This window comes from Kitasatospora sp. NPDC051164 (assembly GCF_044455625.1).
Lineage (GTDB): Bacteria > Actinomycetota > Actinomycetes > Streptomycetales > Streptomycetaceae > Kitasatospora.
In genome coordinates this window covers 450,712-466,026 of the sequence record NZ_JBITFB010000003.1, presented here as the reverse complement: position 1 = coordinate 466,026, position 15,315 = coordinate 450,712, and the positions used below count along the sequence as shown (strand labels likewise).

Sequence of the window (15,315 nt, the reverse complement as noted above, 5' to 3'; positions counted from 1 at the left end):
GTACGGGGGGGGGGGGGGGGGGGGGGGGGGGGGGGGGGGGGGGGGGGGGGGGGGGGGGGGGGGGGGGGGGGCGGGGGGGGGGGGGGGGGGGGGGGGGGGGCCCCCCCCCCCCCCCCCCGCCGGGAGTCGTTCACCAGATCCTCCTCGCGGCGTATCCCGGAATTTTTGCCAAGCCATTACCCTTATGCGTGGGCGGTGCAGTGCCGCCACGGAGGGAATGAGCAATGAGAAGCAGCAACCCGGTCTTCTCGCGGGAGGGGTCCTTCACCCGCGACTCCGGCTACGCGGGGTTCGGCAACACCGCGCAGCCCGGGAGCCCGTACGGCAACCCCTATGCGGGGACCCAGTACGCCCAGCAGCCGCAGGGTCAGGCCCCGCTGACCGACGAGCAGCTCTACCAGCTGTACAACGGCCCGTCGGCCGGTCCGGCGGCCACCGGGCGGATGACGCTGGACGACGTGGTCGCCCGCACCGCCATGACGCTGCTGACGCTGGTCGCCGCCGGTGCGGTGGCCTGGTTCGCGCTGCCGTTCGAGAACTACGGCTTCGCGATCGCCGCCAGCCTGGTGGCGATGGTCGTCGGCCTGGTGGCCTCCTTCAAGCGCAGCGTCAGCCCGCCGCTGATCCTGACGTACGCGGCCCTCCAGGGCTTCGCGATGGGCGCCTGGTCGCACGCGCTGAACACCATGCTGAACGGCATCGTGATCCAGGCGGTGCTGGGCACGGCGGCGGTCTTCGCAGCAATGCTGTTCGCCTACAAGAGCGGCAGGATCCGGGTCACCCCGCGCTACACCCGGATCGGCATCGCGATCGGTATGGGCTTCGTGCTGCTGATGCTGGTCAACCTGGTCGCGTCGCTGGCCTTCGGCGCCGAGATGGGCCTGCGCTCGGGTCCGCTGGGCATCGTGGTCGGCCTGGTCGGCATCGGCCTGGGTGCCTTCTTCCTGTCGCTGGACTTCGCGGAGATCGAGACCGCCATCGCCCAGGGCGCCCCGCAGCGCGAGTCCTGGCGGGCCGCCTTCGGGCTGACCCTGTCGCTGGTCTGGATCTACATGGAGATGATGCGGCTGATCGCGATCCTGCGCGGCGACGACTAACCGTCCCCCTGCCGTGAACCACTGCCGCCGGGCCCCGGAGCCACCCGCTCCGGGGCCCGGCGGCTTTTCGCCTAGGCTCGCTGGCATGCATGACGTACAGCCCCCGGACGTACAGGCCCTGGTCGAAGCCGTCGATTCCCTGGCGGATCGTTTCCGCTCGCTGCCGCAGAGCAAGCTGCTGGGCTCCGTGCCCGGGCACGCCTCGCGGGCGGCGGCCGCGCTCGACCTGGCGCGGCGACTGGCCGCACTGGCGCTGACGGTGGAGGGCGGGCCGGAACGGGACTTCCCGGACGCCGGGGCGTTCGCGGTGGGGGACCAACTGGCCGTCGCCGGCCACGACCTGGCGGCCGCGCTCGCGGCGCTGCCCGAAGGCGCGGAGGTGGCGCTGCCGGACGGTGCCACGGTGGTGGGCGAGTTGCTGGCGGGGGCGGTCGCGGCGGTGCGCGAGACGGCGGCGCTCTGCGCCTGAGGCCCCCGGAGTCGGACGTGCCCGGACCCGGACGTGCCGAAGGCCGACCGGGTCGGTAACCCTGTGACCCGGTCGGCCTTCGGCGCGTGTGCTGCTGAGGAGTGTCGGCGAGTGTCGGTGAGCCGACGTCAGATGCTGGCGACCACCCGGTCGGCGAGCACGTAGACGGCGTCCTCGTCGGTGGAGAAGGTCAGCGAGTACGAGCCGGAGAAGCGCGAGCCGCCGAGCAGTCGGACGTGCTCACCGGCGCGGACCGCGTCGATCAGCCGGTAGGCGGCCTCCCGGTCGCCCGGGGCCACGCAGAGGGTGGTGCCGTCGGCGAAGGCGTACACGTCCAGGGTGCCCAGCGGGCCCGGGCGGACGTCGATCAGGGCGACGCCCTCCTCGGCGAGGGTGGCCAGCCGGCCGTCGGTCCACTCGCGGGACGGCGCCTGGCTCGGCACGAAGTCGGGGTGCGAGGGGTGGCGGCGAGGGTCGGGCGCGGCGACCGGGGCCTCCTCGACGGCCGCTTCGGCGTCCAGCAGCCCGGCCTCCAGGCCGGTGGCCAGCAGGTCGGCCTCGCGGCGGGCCCGGACGTCCTTGGTGGCCTCGCCCAGCGGGTGGCCGGGGCGCAGCGGCGCGCCGCCGTCGGTGCCGGGGTCGGCCGGGCCGGTGACGCCCTCGTCGATCAGGTCCTCCAGCGCGGAGCGCAGCGCCTCGCCGAACTCCGGGTCCATCGTCCCGGCGTTGTCGGCGGCGTCCTGCGGGCCGGTGGGGCGGGGGAAGAAGAGCGGCCACTCGTCGGTGCCGGAGAACACTCCGGTGAACGGGGAGTCGAACAGCGGCGCGTCCTCGGCCGCGCGGGCCTCCTGCTCGGCCCAGAACGCGCGGGCCTCGGTGATCTCCCGCTCGCGGTCGGCGGCGAGTGCCTCGGCGACGGCCCGGCGTATCGCGGCCTCGTCCACGGGTGCGGGCGTGGCAGGGGCCGCTGCCTGCGCGTCCAGTCGGCGGGAGATCCCGCGGAGCCGGAGCAGCACGGCGGTCGACACGGTGATCAGGATCAGCAGCAGGATGGCGTAGACGGCGCTCACGGAACGTACTCCTAGCGAGGAGCGGAACGGGGTTACGTGTCCACACTGCCCCATCCGGGGGTGTTACCGCAGTGGCGAATGTCTAATTCGTCCGGGACTTTCGCTCTTGTCCCCAAATTGTTAGGTAACACCGTTCTACGCAGTGGAGTTGATCCGCTCCGCAGTGTCGACTTCCGGGCCGAAAATGAACGGAAAGAGGGCCGGATCGACCTCGCGGTGTGATCCGGCCCTCAATTACGTAGCGTGACTCCAAATGGGTGGTCCAGACCCTTCGGAGGGTGCGGGGATGGTCAGCTGAGGCGCTCGATGACCATCGCCATGCCCTGGCCGCCGCCGACGCACATGGTCTCCAGACCGAACTGCTTGTCGTGCCACTGCAGGGAGTTGATCAGCGTGGTGGTGATCCGGGCGCCGGTCATGCCGAAGGGGTGGCCGACCGCGATGGCGCCGCCGTTGACGTTCAGCCTGTCCAGGTCGATGCCGAGGTCGCGGTAGGACGGGATCACCTGGGCCGCGAAGGCCTCGTTGATCTCGACCAGGTCGATGTCGTCGATGGTCAGGCCGGCCCGCTTGAGGGCCTGCTTGGAGGCCTCGACCGGGCCGTAGCCCATGATCTCGGGGGAGAGCGCGCTGACGCCGGTGGAGACCACCCGGGCGAGCGGGGTGATGCCGAGCTCGCGGGCCTTGGTGTCGGACATGATGACCAGCGCGGCCGCACCGTCGTTCAGCGGGCAGCAGTTACCGGCGGTCACGGTGCCGTCCGGGCGGAACACCGGCTTCAGGCCCGAGACGCCCTCCACGGTGACGCCGGCGCGCGGGCCGTCGTCCGTGCTGACCACGGTGCCGTCCGGGAGCGTCACCGGGGTGATCTCGCGCTCCCAGAAGCCGGCCTTGATGGCGGCCTCGGCGAGGTTCTGCGAGCGGACGCCGAACTCGTCCTGCTCGGCGCGGGTGATGCCCTTGAGTGCGGCCAGGTTCTCGGCGGTCTGGCCCATCGCGATGTAGGCGTCGGGCAGCAGCCCGTCCTCGCGCGGGTCGTGCCACTCGCCGCCGCCCTCCTCGGCGCGCTTGGCGGTGCGGGCCTGGGCCTCGCCGAAGAGCGGGTTCATGGTGCCCGGCATGCCGTCCGAGGTGCCGTGGATGCTGCGCGAGACGGTCTCCACGCCGGCCGAGATGAAGATGTCGCCCTCGCCCGCCTTGATCGCGTGCAGCGCCATCCGCGTGGTCTGCAGCGAGGAGGAGCAGTAGCGGGTGATGGTGGCGCCGGGCAGGTAGTCCATGCCCATTTGGACGGCCACGATGCGGGCCAGGTTGTGGCCCTGCTCGCCGCCGGGCAGGCCGCAGCCCAGCATCAGGTCGTCGATCTCGCGCGGGTCGAGCTGCGGCACCTTGGCCAGCGCGGCCTGGATGATGTGGGCGGTCAGGTCATCCGGGCGGACGTCCTTCAGGGAGCCCTTGAAAGCCCGGCCGATCGGCGAACGGGTGGCGCTGACGATGACGGCTTCGGGCATGAGGGGCTCCTCGCTGGGTGACGGCGGACCTGACGTCCGGGAGGAAAGTTACCGCTTGGTAGGTCAAGCGTCACCCGCCCCAGCGTGTGAGCTGGCCGACGTATTCCCGGGGCCCGGACGGGACTCTCCGGGCACGCCCGAGGGGGGCAGCCCGATCCGCAGGCGCTGGCGCAGCAGCGCCCAGCGGTGGCCGGCGCCCTCCGCCTCCACGGCCGCCACCTCGGTGCCCGCCTGCGCGGCCGCGGCGGCGGCGGCCACCGCGACCGGCAGCACCGTCTCACCCGGCACCGGCGCGGTCGGGCGCTCCTCCTCCGGCCAGAGGCCGAGCGCGGCGCAGACCGAGGGCAGTATGGCCATCGCGGCGGTCGCGTAGCCCTGGGCCGAGGGGTGGTAGCGGTCGGCGGCGAACATCTCCGGGCGGGCGGCGAACTCCGGGCCCAGCAGTGAGCCCACCGAGACCGTCCGGCCGCCCGCCTCCACCACCGCGATGGTCTGCGCGGCGGCCAGCTGTCGGCTCAGCCGGCGGGCCACCCAGCGCAGCGGCGGGCGCACCGGCTTGATCGTGCCGAGGTCCGGGCAGGTCCCGACGACCACCTCGCAGCCGTTGGCGCGCAGTGCGGCGACCGCCTCGCCGAGGTGGCGGACGGCCACCTGGGCCGGGCTGTGCCGGGTCACGTCGTTGGCGCCGATCATGATCACCGCGATGTCCGGGTGGTGCGGCAGCGCCTGCTCCAGCTGGCCGGAGAGGTCGGCGGAGCGGCCGCCGGAACGAGCCACGTTGACCAGCCGGACCGGGCGCTCGGCCACCGAGGCCAGACCGGCGGCGAGCAGGGCGCCGGGGGTCTCCCGGCCCCGTGCCACGCCGAGGCCGGCGCCGGTGGAGTCGCCGAGGACGGCCAGCACGAGCGGCTGCTGCGGGGCGGCGGCGCGGTCGGCGAAGGCCTCGCCGTAGACGCCGTCGGCCCTGGGCGGGACGGTCTCCAGGGCGCCGATGGCCTGGACGGCGAGCTTGCTCTCGGTCAGCAGCAGGCCCACCACCCCCACGCCGAGCAGCCCGAGCCCGCCGCCGCCGTACGCCGCCGCGGTGGCGATCCGCCGGGCCACCCGGGCCCGCGAGTCGTGTGCGCCTGGCATCCGGTGCCCCCTTCGCGTCCTCGTGCCGCCCCCGGCGGGGTCGTACACCCCTCCTACCCGCACGGAGGGCGCGAGTACCGGCGGGGGTGGTCCATTGGGGGAGACGGGGGGCCGCGGGGGATGCGGGGTCGTGCCTCCCGGGACGGACGGGCGGCCCGGGGTGCGTGCCACGCCCTAGGCTTTGCAGTACCGAAAGCACTCGCATGCCCATAGACCGGGAGGACCCCCGTGCGGTACTACAACTCGATCATCGACCTGGTCGGCAATACGCCACTGGTCAAGCTGAACAAGGTCACCGAGGGCATCAGCGCGACAGTGCTGGCGAAGGTCGAGTACTTCAACCCCGGCGGCTCGGTGAAGGACCGCATCGCGATGCGCATGATCGAGGCCGCCGAGGCCTCGGGCGCCCTGAAGCCGGGCGGCACCATCGTGGAGCCGACCTCCGGCAACACCGGTGTCGGTCTGGCGATCGTGGCCCAGCAGAAGGGCTACAAGTGCATCTTCGTCTGTCCGGACAAGGTCTCGACCGACAAGATCAACACCCTGCGCGCGTACGGCGCCGAGGTGGTCGTCTGCCCGACCGCCGTCGCCCCGGAGCACCCGGACTCCTACTACAACGTCTCCGACCGCCTGGTCCGTGAGACCCCGAACGCCTGGAAGCCGGACCAGTACTCGAACCCGGACAACCCGGCCTCGCACTACCACTCCACCGGCCCGGAGCTGTGGGAGCAGACCGACGGGAAGATCACCCACTTCGTGGCGGGCGTCGGCACCGGCGGCACCATCTCCGGTACCGGCAACTACCTGAAGGAGGTCTCGGGCGGCAAGGTCAAGGTGATCGGCGCCGACCCGGAGGGCTCGGTCTACTCGGGCGGCACCGGCCGGCCGTACCTGGTCGAGGGCGTCGGTGAGGACTTCTGGCCGACCGCCTACGACCGCAGCGTCGCGGACGGGATCGTCGCCGTCTCCGACAAGGACTCGTTCCAGATGACCCGCCGCCTGGCCAAGGAGGAGGGCCTGCTGGTCGGCGGCTCCTGCGGCATGGCCGTGGTGGCCGCGCTGGAGGTCGCCCGCGACCTCGGGCCGGACGACGTCGTGGTGGTGCTGCTGCCGGACGGCGGCCGCGGCTACCTGTCCAAGATCTTCAACGACGACTGGATGGCCGACTACGGCTTCCTGCCCTCGTCCACCGACGAGGCGCACATCAGCGAGGTGCTGGCCCGCAAGGAGGCCATCGAGCAGGGTGGCATCCCGCAGTTCGTCCACATGCACCCCAACGAGACGGTCGCCGAGGCGGTCCGGGTGCTGCGCGAGTACGGCGTCTCGCAGATGCCGGTGGTCTCCCCGGGCGCCGGGCACCCGGACATCATGGCCGGCGAGGTGATCGGCTCGGTGGTGGAGAAGCTGCTGCTGGAGGGCATCTTCGCCAAGGAGATCGAGCTGACCGACACCCTGGACAAGGTGATGTCCAAGCCGCTGCCGGTGGTCGGCTCGGGCGAGACCGTCACCAACCTGATGACCGTGCTGGAGAAGGCCGACGCGGCCGTCGTGCTGGTCGAGGGCAAGCCCCACGGCATCGTCACCCGTCAGGACCTGCTGGGCTACCTGACCGTTCGCGTCGCGCACTGACGCACGGTCACCGGCGCTTCGCCCGTGGACGGATCCGGAGGATTCGCCCACGGGCGAAGTGGTACACCGGCGTCACCTGCCCGCAGCATGTGGTTAACAAGCGTCCGGCATCGTAGTGGTCAACGGCAGCACGCCGAACGAGGCGACGGCAACCGTCCGGGAGCGGCTCCCCGGCGATCGCGGTCGACTCCGGACACATCGGGTGGCCCTGACACGGCCGCTGTGTCCTTCCTCCGCGGGAGGTGCCGTCGTCCCGCCCCTGTCCGGCTCCGGCCGATCGACAGGGTGTGGCGGCTCCCGCGGCCGCACCGCGCCGTACGGCGCGTCCCCGCGGCTCCCGGGTGGGGGAGCCGATGCGGGGGAACGGTGGGGCCGGTCCTTCTTCGAGGGACCGGCCCTTTCGTTCGGCCCCCGTCCTCTCTGGCCCCCGTCCGCTCGGCCTCCTTCCGTCCGGCCCCCTTCCGCCCGGCCTCCGTTCGCCGCCGGTCCCGGGTCCGCCGGCCCGCGGCTCCCGCCGTGTGCGCCGGGCGGCCCGCCGTTCCCGTACGCTCGCACGCATGACCAGCACTGAAACGACCGACCAGGACGCCCCGCGCTACGTCCGGGTCAAGATCGAGCTCATCGCGGAGATCACCGACGAGGGCGCCCTCAAGGCGGCGGCCCTGCAGGCGGTGACCGAGGACGAGTACCTCGACGACGAGGAGCGCGCCCAGTCCGTCGAGGCCATCGAGGTGGACCCGTCGGGTTCGCTCGCCCACTTCATCGACCCCGTCGCGCTGCTCGGCGACGTCCCCGGGGTGGAGCTCGCCTCGGCGACCTGGGAGTCGGCGCAGACCGAGTTCGACCCGGCCGACGAGGAGTGGGACGAGTACTCGGTGGACGAGTCCGCCGAGTAACGACGGCACTCCGTCACCGCTCGGGAACGCCCGGTCTGCCATGGCAGGTCGGGCGTTTTGTCCTTGTTCGGGGGCACGTTGGGTCATCTCATACGATCGCTTACCCTTCGGTGATGGAACCGTGAACGGGCGGATTGCGTTTTTGTATCCGTAAATGCCCGGGATGATCAGCAGGGAGACGCGACGTGACGGCACGGGACGGTCAGGGGCGGGCGGCCGGAGGAAGCTGGAGCCGACGCGGTGTTCTCGCAGGACTGATCGGGGCGCCCGTCCTGCTTCTCGCGGCCTGCAACGACAACAGCGGCAGTGGCGGTGGCAGCGGCTCCGGTGGCAGCGCGAGCGGCGCCCCGGGCTCGGGCGGCGGGAGCGGCACCCCGAAGACCTCGGCCGCCGTGATCACCGTCACCCCCGCCGACGGGGCCACCGCCGCCAGCTTCAGCGAGCCGGTCAAGGTCACCGTCGGCAACGGCACGTTGAGCAGCGTCAAGGTCACCGACTCCACCGGCAAGGAGCTGGCCGGCCAGCTCTCCGCCGACAACACCGGCTGGACCTCGGCCGCGGCCCCGGCCAGCGGCACCAAGTACACCGTCGCCGCCGTCGCGGTGGACAAGGACAAGCTGGAGGCGGACTCCAACGCCGTCTTCACCACGGCGACCCCGGCCAACACCTTCGTCGGCTACTTCACCCCCGAGGACGGGTCGACGGTCGGCGTCGGCATGCCCGTCTCGATCAACTTCAGCAAGCCGATCACCGACCGCAAGGCCGTCCAGCAGGCGATCACCGTGACGGCGGAGCCGGGCGTCGAGATCGTCGGGCACTGGTTCTCCAGCACCCGCCTCGACTTCCGGCCGCAGGAGTACTGGGCCAAGGGCACCACCGTGACCCTCAAACTCCGGCTCAAGGACGTCGAGGGCGCCAAGGGCGTGTACGGCACCCAGTCCAAGGACGTCCGCTTCACCATCGGCCGCGCCCAGACCACCGTCGCCGACCTCGGTGCCAAGAAGCTCACCGTCACGACCGACGGCCAGGTCAGCGCCGTCTACAAGATCTCCGGTGGGTCGCCCGAACACACCACCTGGGGCGGCAAGATGGTCATCTCCGAGCAGTACACGCAGACCCGGATGAACTCGCAGACCGTCAACCTGGGCAGCGAGTACGACATCGCGGACGTGCCGCACGCCCAGCGCCTCACCAGCTCGGGCACCTTCATCCACGGCAACTACTGGTCCCCGGCGTCGATCTTCGGCGGCCAGAACACCAGCCACGGCTGTGTCGGCCTGCAGGACGCCAAGGGCGCGCAGGACGCCGGTACCGACGGCTACAAGTTCTACAAGTCCTCGATGATCGGCGACGTGGTCGAGGTCGTGAACTCCGGTGACAAGACCGTCGCCCCGGACAACGGCCTGAACGGCTGGAACATGGGCTGGGCCGACTGGAAGGCCGGCAGCGCCGTCTGACATCCCGCCCGCACGCCCGGCAGGGGTGCGCGGATCAGCGCTTCGCGTAGTCCGTGAACCCCTGCCAGTCGATGACCACGCACGGCTCGTCGCCCAGGATCCAGGCGTCGTGCCCGGGCGGGCAGATCATGTAGTCGCCGGGGCCGAACTCCTCCGCCTGGCCGTCGTCCATGACGATCTTCATCCGGCCGGAGATCACGTACCCCGCGTGGGCCGCCTGGCAGCTGTCGGTCTTGGCGATCGGTTTCACGTGCTTGGACCACTGCCACCCCGGTTGGAACACGGCTCGGCCGACCGGGCCGGCGTCCAGACTCACCAGGCGCAGTTCCCCTGTGCCCTCCTCGAAGGGGCGGACCTCCTCGGGGTCGTCGAAGCTCTTGCGGACCAGACCGGACATGGCGGACTCCTCTCCACGAGAGGCGGCCCGGCCACCGGTGGGTGGCCGGGCCGCCCCTGCTGGCCCTTCCAGTCTGCGCCCGGAACCCGGCGCGGGTCACATGGAGTCGCCGACGCCCGGTCAGCCCTGGGTGCGGGCCACGCCGATCGGGCAGGAGGCGCCCGTACCGCCGAGACCGCAGTAGCCGTTGGGGTTCTTCGCCTCCGACAGGTACTGCTGGTGGTACGGCTCGGCCGGGAAGAACGGGCCGGCCGGGGCGATCTCGGTGGTGATCGGGCCGTAGCCGAGCGCGGTCAGGGCCGGCTGGAAGGCGTCCCGGGAGGCCGCGGCGGCCTCGGCCTGGGCGGGCGAGTGGGTGTAGACCGCGGAGCGGTACTGGGTGCCCACGTCGTTGCCCTGGCGGTTGCCCTGGGTCGGGTCGTGCGCCTCCCAGAACGTCTTCAGCAGCCGCTCGTAGGAGACCACCGCCGGGTCGTACACCACCCGGACCGCCTCGGTGTGCCCGGTCAGCCCGCTGCACACCTCCTCGTACGTCGGGTTGGCGGTGAAGCCGCCCTGGTAGCCGACCAGCGTCGTCCAGACGCCGGGCAGGCGCCAGAACGTCCGCTCGGCGCCCCAGAAGCAGCCCAGCCCGAAGTCGGCCACCTCCAGGCCCTCCGGGTACGGGCCGGACAGCGGGTGCCCGAGCACGGTGTGCGGTTCGCGCAGCTCGAAGGACGGGGCGGCCCGGCCGGGCAGCGCCTGGTCGGCGGGGACGAGCGAGGTCTTGTGGCGGTTGAACAGCACGGCCTGCTCCATCGGGTCGGGAAACCTGGTGCAGGGTGCAACGCGAACGGCCGCCCCCGGATTCCGGGAGCGGCCGTCGGGTTCCGTCCGTCGTGGCCCGCTGCGGCCGCGACTGCGGGCGCGGTCAGGCCTGCGGCGGTCAGGCCTGCTGTTCGGCTGCCGCGACCGCGCCCCGGACCGCGTCGATCCGCAGGTCGACGAAGGCCTGCCGGGGATCGTTGAAGATCACGGTGAACGGCTGGGGGATGTACCGGCCCAGCGCCCGGTACTGCTCCAGCGCCTCGGTCGACCGGCCGGCCCGGGTCAGGCCGTACGCGAGCCAGCCGCGCGCGTACCGGATCCGGTGGTGGTCCGGATCCGCGGCCGCCAGGTCGGCGAGCGCGGCGTCCAGGGCGGCACCGACCTCCGGCCGCTCCCAGGCGGTGAGCTTCTCCCGGTCCTGGCCGAACTGCTCGTAGTACGCCTCCAGCTTCATCGGCGCGAGCAGGCTGCCGGCCGGCGCGGCGGCGACCGCCGCGTCGACGAACCCGTGCATCAGCTCGTGGCTGCCGTGCCACTTGTCGCACCAGTACTGCAGCGCCCGGTTGTGCGCCGCCCAGTGGTGCGGCTCGCGCTTGGCCAGCTCGGCCCAGAGCTCCCGGAACCGGTCGTTGGACCAGTTGAGGCCCATGGCGACGGAGATCTGCGCGGCCCACGGGTTGGGGTCGTCGTCGGCAGCGAGCTCGACGGCCGCCACACAGGCCTCCTCGGCCTCGGCCAGGACCCGGTGGAAGCCTGCGGCCTGCTCGCGGCTGACGTGCTGGGACCGGGCCGAGGTCCGGATGTTCCAGGCCAGGTACACCAGGGCGTCCGCGTGCACCAGCGCGGCGGCCGGGTCCTGCGGCCGCTCCGCGCGCCAGGCGCGCAGCCAGCCGTCGTCCTCGGCCGCCAGCCGGGCCAGCGCGCGCTGCCGCATCCAGCGGACGTCGGCGGTGGCCTCGGTGGTCAGGTAGGCGGCGGCCGGCCGCCAGTCGCCCGCCTTCGCGGCGGCGAGCGCGGCCGCCTCCTCGGGGCCGGGCTCGTCGTCCAGGACCAGCTCGCTGCCCAGCAGCAGCCCGTGATCGGCCGGGGTGATGGTGTTCTTCGCCCGCGCCTCCTCGGTGAGCCGCGCCTCGTAGGCCGCGATGGTGGCCTTGGCCCGCTCCAGCTGGGCCAGCTTGCGCTTGGCCAGCCGGGTCATGACGACCGGGAACAGCAGGACGAGGCCGACGACGACGAGCACGATGATGCCGATCAAGGAAGCTCCTTCCGAGGTGTGGCGGTCGGTCCGCCCGGTGGGTCGGTCCGCCGGGCGGATCAGAGAGCCGGGCGGGGTCAGGCAGCCGGGTGGGTCAGACGGCCGGGGCGGTGGGCGACGGGAGGCCCGCGCCGGCGAGCAGCGCGCGCAGCGGCGCGGTGTCCGGGGTGTCCGTGCAGGCGGCGTCGAGGGCCGGGTCGAAGGCGTCCTCGAAGCCGTCCGGCAGGCGGAGTTCGGCCGGCCCGGACCAGGAGAGCTCCCAGTCGGCCCGTCCGGCTTCGGCCAGGGCGACGACGGCGGCGTGCGCCAGCTCCTCGCGCAGCGCCGGGCGGGCGAACTCGCGGGCGGCCCGGCCGGTGGCGGCGGCGGCCTGTTCGCTCTTCGGCAGCCGGTCGGTGAACTCCCAGGCCCGGCCGGCGTCGACGGCGTCGAGCAGGCCGTGGACGGTGGGCGGCAGGCCCAGTGCCGTCAGTGCCCGGCCGGCCGGGGCGGCCGCCTCGCGGGCGTGCGTCAGCATCGCCCCGCGGACCAGTGCGGGCCACTCGACCCGCTGCTTGCCGGCCGCCTCGGGGATCAGCGAGACGACCTCCAGCTCGGCCAGCACCCGCTCGGCGTCGTGCAGCAGCGCGAGGGCGGGTGCGTCGGCGCCGGGGCCGCGTCCGTCGTCGGGCAGCGCCTCGATCGCGGCGACCCGGCGGTCGATCGGCGGGTGCGAGTCGTACGGGTCGGGCTCGTGCTCGGGCAGTTCGAGCGCGTACTCGGCGAGTTCCTGCCGGCGCTTCGGGTCGCTCAGCAGGTGGAGCAGGCCGCCGTAGACCTGGCCGGGCGGCGGGAGCAGGCCCGCGTCCCAGCCGATGGTGGCGTAGCGGCCGAGGTAGAAGTCCTGGGCGGAGTCCAGCACCGGCATCTTGCGCAGCGCCGAGGCTGTGGCGTCCCGGCCCGCCAGCCGGGCGGCGACCAGGTCGGCGGCGTACTCCTGGCGGCGGCCGACCGCCTCGGAGACCCGGAAGTAGAGCTTGGCGTACAGGGTGAAGAGCTTGGCGAGGGCCCGGTCGACACCGCCGCCGGCCTCCTCGCCGGCGGGCTTGCGGCCCTTGGCCAGCCGCTTCTCCGACTTGGCGGCGAGCTTGGCGGCCTCCTCGGCCTGGTGCAGGTCGGCGCGCTGGTGGAGACCGCCGATGGTGTGCAGGACGGCGCGGCGCCCGGCGACCGTCACGGCGGCCAGCCGTACGTCCCGGTTGCTGTAGTGGCCGAACTCGTGCGCCAGGACGGACTCCAGCTCGCCCTCGGTGAGGCCCATCAGCAGCGGGGCACCGATGACCAGGTGCCGCTTGCCGGGGACCAGGCCGAGCAGCTTGGTCTCCTCCAGCACGCCCGCGTTGACCTCGGGCACCAGGCGGATCTCGGCCGGTCCGCGGACGCCCGTCCGCTCGGCGATCCGGTCGACCATGCCCCAGACGGCGGGCTGCTGCTCGCGGGTGAGGCGGACGCCGGGCAGCTCGCCGTCGTCGGTGCGGCGGCGGGTCAGGAACACCACCCGGAGCACCGGGTAGCCGATGACGGCGGTCACCCCCCAGATCTTGATCAGCCCGGGGTTCAGGTGGCCCGAGGCCTGGAACAGGGCGATGTCGAGGGTGAGCAGGCCCGCGACGATGCCGAGGGCGAGCAGGTAGAAACCGGCGAGCAGGGCCACGGCCGTGACGGCCCGGACGGATGTGCTCATGCCGGTGGAACGCTGGGGCGCGCCCATGCGGTGGTCCTCCCGGGGCGCGACGGCAGGACGGCGCGCGGTTGTTGCGTGGTGAACATGTGTACGGCAGGTGGGGATCGTAGCGGCTGCCGGTGCCCCACGCACCGCAGTTCGTGCCCGCCGTAGCCCTGCCCCGTCCACGGGTCCGGCCCGGCTTCCCGTTCCGGGGGGCGCGCGGGCGTACGGCCATTAGGCTCGGACTCATGACCGAGCACCAGCTTCCCCAGGGCTTCGAGACCCTCGCCATCCACGCGGGTCAGGAAGCAGACCCCCAGACCGGGGCCGTCGTCACGCCGATCTACCAGGTGTCCACCTACAAGCAGGACGGGGTGGGCGGCCTGCGGGGCGGCTACGAGTACAGCCGCAGCGCCAACCCGACCCGCACCGCACTGGAGGAGTGCCTCGCCGCGCTCGAGGGCGGCGCCCGGGGCCTCGCCTTCGCCTCCGGCCTGGCGGCCGAGGACACCCTGCTGCGCACCATCCTCAAGCCGGGCGACCACATCGTGATCCCCAACGACGCCTACGGCGGCACCTTCCGGCTCTTCGCCAAGGTGCTGACCCGCTGGGGCGTCGAGTTCTCCGTGGCCAACACCCAGGACCTGGCCACCGTCCGCGAGGCGCTGCGCCCCAACACCCGCGCGGTGTGGGTGGAGACCCCGTCCAACCCGCTGCTGGGCATCACCGACCTGGCCGCGCTCGCCGAGATCGCGCACGGCGCCGGCGCGCTGCTGGTGGTCGACAACACCTTCGCCAGCCCGTACCTGCAGCAGCCGATCGCGCTCGGCGCGGACGCGGTCGTGCACTCCACCACCAAGTACATGGGCGGCCACTCGGACGTGGTCGGCGGCGCGCTGGTGCTGGCCGACGCGGCCCTCGGCGAGGAGGTCGCGTACCACCAGAACGCGATGGGCGCGGTCTCCGGCCCGTTCGACGCCTGGCTGGTGCTGCGCGGCATCAAGACGCTGGGCGTCCGGATGGACCGGCACAGCGCCAACGCCGAGAAGGTCGCCGAGCTGCTGGCGAGCCACCCCAAGGTCAGCCAGGTGCTGTACCCGGGCCTGCCCGAGCATCCCGGCCACGACATCGCCGCCAAGCAGATGAAGGCCTTCGGCGGCATGGTCTCGTTCCGGGTCGCCGGCGGCGAGGAGGCGGCCGTCGAGGTCTGCAACCGCGCGCAGCTGTTCACCCTCGGTGAGTCGCTCGGCGGCGTCGAGTCGCTGATCGAGCACCCGGGCCGGATGACGCACGCCTCGGTGGTCGGGTCGGCGCTGGAGGTGCCGTCCGACCTGGTGCGCGTCTCGGTCGGCATCGAGTCGATCGACGACCTGCTCGCGGACCTCAAGCAGGCGCTGGGCTAAGTCTGTTGGCCCTGCTGGTCCGCCGTGTACGACTCCATTGCGTGGTTGAAGCGGGCCAGCAGGGCGCAGAACGCCTGTTGCTCCTCCGGCGGCCAGTCGGCCACCAGGCGGCGGGTCAACTCGGCCCGTCCGTCCCGGACTTCGTCGAGTCGGCCGGCGCCGAGGGAGGTCAGCGCGAGCCGCACGGCGCGGCGGTCGGCCGGGTCCTGCACCCGGCCGACCAGTCCGGCGGCGACCAGCGGGGCGACCTGGCGGGTCACCGTGGAGGAGTCCACGCCCAGTGATTCGGCCAGTGCCTTGACGTTGGCGGGCCCGTGCCGCTCCAGCCGGTCGAGCAGCAGGTAGGCGGCCCGGTCCAGTGTCCCGACCCCGCCGCCGGAGGTCCGGACCTGTTCCATGCGGCGCGCGAACACCGCGAGCTGGTACTGGAGTTGGGTGTGCACGGGGTCGGTGCGGTCGGTGGCCTGGGGCGAGGTCGTCGTCAT

At 72.8% G+C, this 15,315-nt stretch carries 14 protein-coding genes; 6 read left to right on the top strand and 8 right to left on the bottom strand.

Going from position 1 to position 15,315, the window contains the following annotated elements:
• Positions 1–224: 224 nt before the first annotated feature.
• Together ACIBEC_RS07045 and ACIBEC_RS07040 are read left to right on the top strand one after the other, a co-directional pair.
• A complete protein-coding gene (locus ACIBEC_RS07045; protein ID WP_360506415.1) occupies positions 225–1,097 on the top strand; it encodes a Bax inhibitor-1/YccA family protein in 873 nt (290 codons plus the stop codon).
• Positions 1,098–1,182: 85 nt separating this feature from the next.
• Positions 1,183–1,566, top strand: a complete 384-nt coding sequence (locus ACIBEC_RS07040) for a hypothetical protein (protein WP_360506418.1) — start codon at positions 1,183–1,185, stop codon at positions 1,564–1,566.
• A 128-nt stretch (positions 1,567–1,694) separates the two neighbouring features.
• Here ACIBEC_RS07040 and ACIBEC_RS07035 read toward each other — a convergent pair whose 3' ends face one another.
• The 3 genes from ACIBEC_RS07035 to ACIBEC_RS07025 all read right to left on the bottom strand — a co-directional run bounded on the left by ACIBEC_RS07035 (position 1,695) and on the right by ACIBEC_RS07025 (position 5,281).
• Positions 1,695–2,636, bottom strand: a complete 942-nt coding sequence (locus ACIBEC_RS07035) for a hypothetical protein (RefSeq protein ID WP_360506421.1) — start codon at positions 2,634–2,636, stop codon at positions 1,695–1,697.
• A 290-nt stretch (positions 2,637–2,926) separates the two neighbouring features.
• Complete coding sequence (locus tag ACIBEC_RS07030; RefSeq protein ID WP_360506423.1) at positions 2,927–4,147, bottom strand: acetyl-CoA C-acetyltransferase; 1,221 nt, start codon at positions 4,145–4,147, stop codon at positions 2,927–2,929.
• Between the two features lie 63 nt (positions 4,148–4,210).
• A complete protein-coding gene (locus tag ACIBEC_RS07025; RefSeq protein WP_360506426.1) occupies positions 4,211–5,281 on the bottom strand; it encodes an SGNH/GDSL hydrolase family protein in 1,071 nt (356 codons plus the stop codon).
• A 228-nt stretch (positions 5,282–5,509) separates the two neighbouring features.
• Here ACIBEC_RS07025 and ACIBEC_RS07020 point away from each other — a divergent pair, with 228 nt between their 5' ends.
• The 3 genes from ACIBEC_RS07020 to ACIBEC_RS07010 all read left to right on the top strand — a co-directional run bounded on the left by ACIBEC_RS07020 (position 5,510) and on the right by ACIBEC_RS07010 (position 9,263).
• Complete coding sequence (locus tag ACIBEC_RS07020; protein ID WP_360506429.1) at positions 5,510–6,910, top strand: cystathionine beta-synthase; 1,401 nt, start codon at positions 5,510–5,512, stop codon at positions 6,908–6,910.
• Between the two features lie 557 nt (positions 6,911–7,467).
• On the top strand, positions 7,468–7,806 hold the full coding sequence (locus ACIBEC_RS07015) for a hypothetical protein (RefSeq protein WP_360506431.1): 339 nt from the start codon (positions 7,468–7,470) through the stop codon (positions 7,804–7,806).
• Positions 7,807–7,991: 185 nt separating this feature from the next.
• A complete protein-coding gene (locus ACIBEC_RS07010) occupies positions 7,992–9,263 on the top strand; it encodes an Ig-like domain-containing protein (protein WP_360506434.1) in 1,272 nt (423 codons plus the stop codon).
• A gap of 34 nt (positions 9,264–9,297) precedes the next feature.
• Here the strand turns inward: ACIBEC_RS07010 and ACIBEC_RS07005 are convergent, their stop codons facing one another.
• The 4 genes from ACIBEC_RS07005 to ACIBEC_RS06990 all read right to left on the bottom strand — a co-directional run bounded on the left by ACIBEC_RS07005 (position 9,298) and on the right by ACIBEC_RS06990 (position 13,472).
• Complete coding sequence (locus tag ACIBEC_RS07005) at positions 9,298–9,660, bottom strand: cupin domain-containing protein (protein ID WP_360506437.1); 363 nt, start codon at positions 9,658–9,660, stop codon at positions 9,298–9,300.
• Between the two features lie 120 nt (positions 9,661–9,780).
• Positions 9,781–10,458: a peptide-methionine (S)-S-oxide reductase MsrA gene (msrA, locus tag ACIBEC_RS07000; protein ID WP_396287768.1), complete on the bottom strand. Its 678-nt coding sequence runs from the start codon at positions 10,456–10,458 to the stop codon at positions 9,781–9,783.
• 127 nt (positions 10,459–10,585) lie between these two features.
• Positions 10,586–11,722 (bottom strand): hypothetical protein, encoded by a 1,137-nt coding sequence (locus tag ACIBEC_RS06995; protein WP_360506439.1) that lies wholly within the window; start codon positions 11,720–11,722, stop codon positions 10,586–10,588.
• Between the two features lie 94 nt (positions 11,723–11,816).
• Entirely contained in the window at positions 11,817–13,472 is a 1,656-nt protein-coding gene (locus ACIBEC_RS06990; protein WP_360506442.1) for a M48 family metalloprotease, read from the bottom strand.
• A 203-nt stretch (positions 13,473–13,675) separates the two neighbouring features.
• On the opposite strand from ACIBEC_RS06990, the gene ACIBEC_RS06985 reads away from it, so the two are divergent.
• The gene (locus tag ACIBEC_RS06985) at positions 13,676–14,830 is read left to right on the top strand and encodes a cystathionine gamma-synthase (protein WP_360506445.1); all 1,155 of its coding nucleotides are present in this window, start codon (positions 13,676–13,678) and stop codon (positions 14,828–14,830) included.
• On the opposite strand, the gene ACIBEC_RS06980 is transcribed toward ACIBEC_RS06985, so the two are convergent.
• Positions 14,827–15,315 (bottom strand): MarR family transcriptional regulator, encoded by a 489-nt coding sequence (locus ACIBEC_RS06980; protein WP_360506448.1) that lies wholly within the window; start codon positions 15,313–15,315, stop codon positions 14,827–14,829. The two genes, ACIBEC_RS06985 and ACIBEC_RS06980, sit on opposite strands and share 4 nt — an antisense overlap.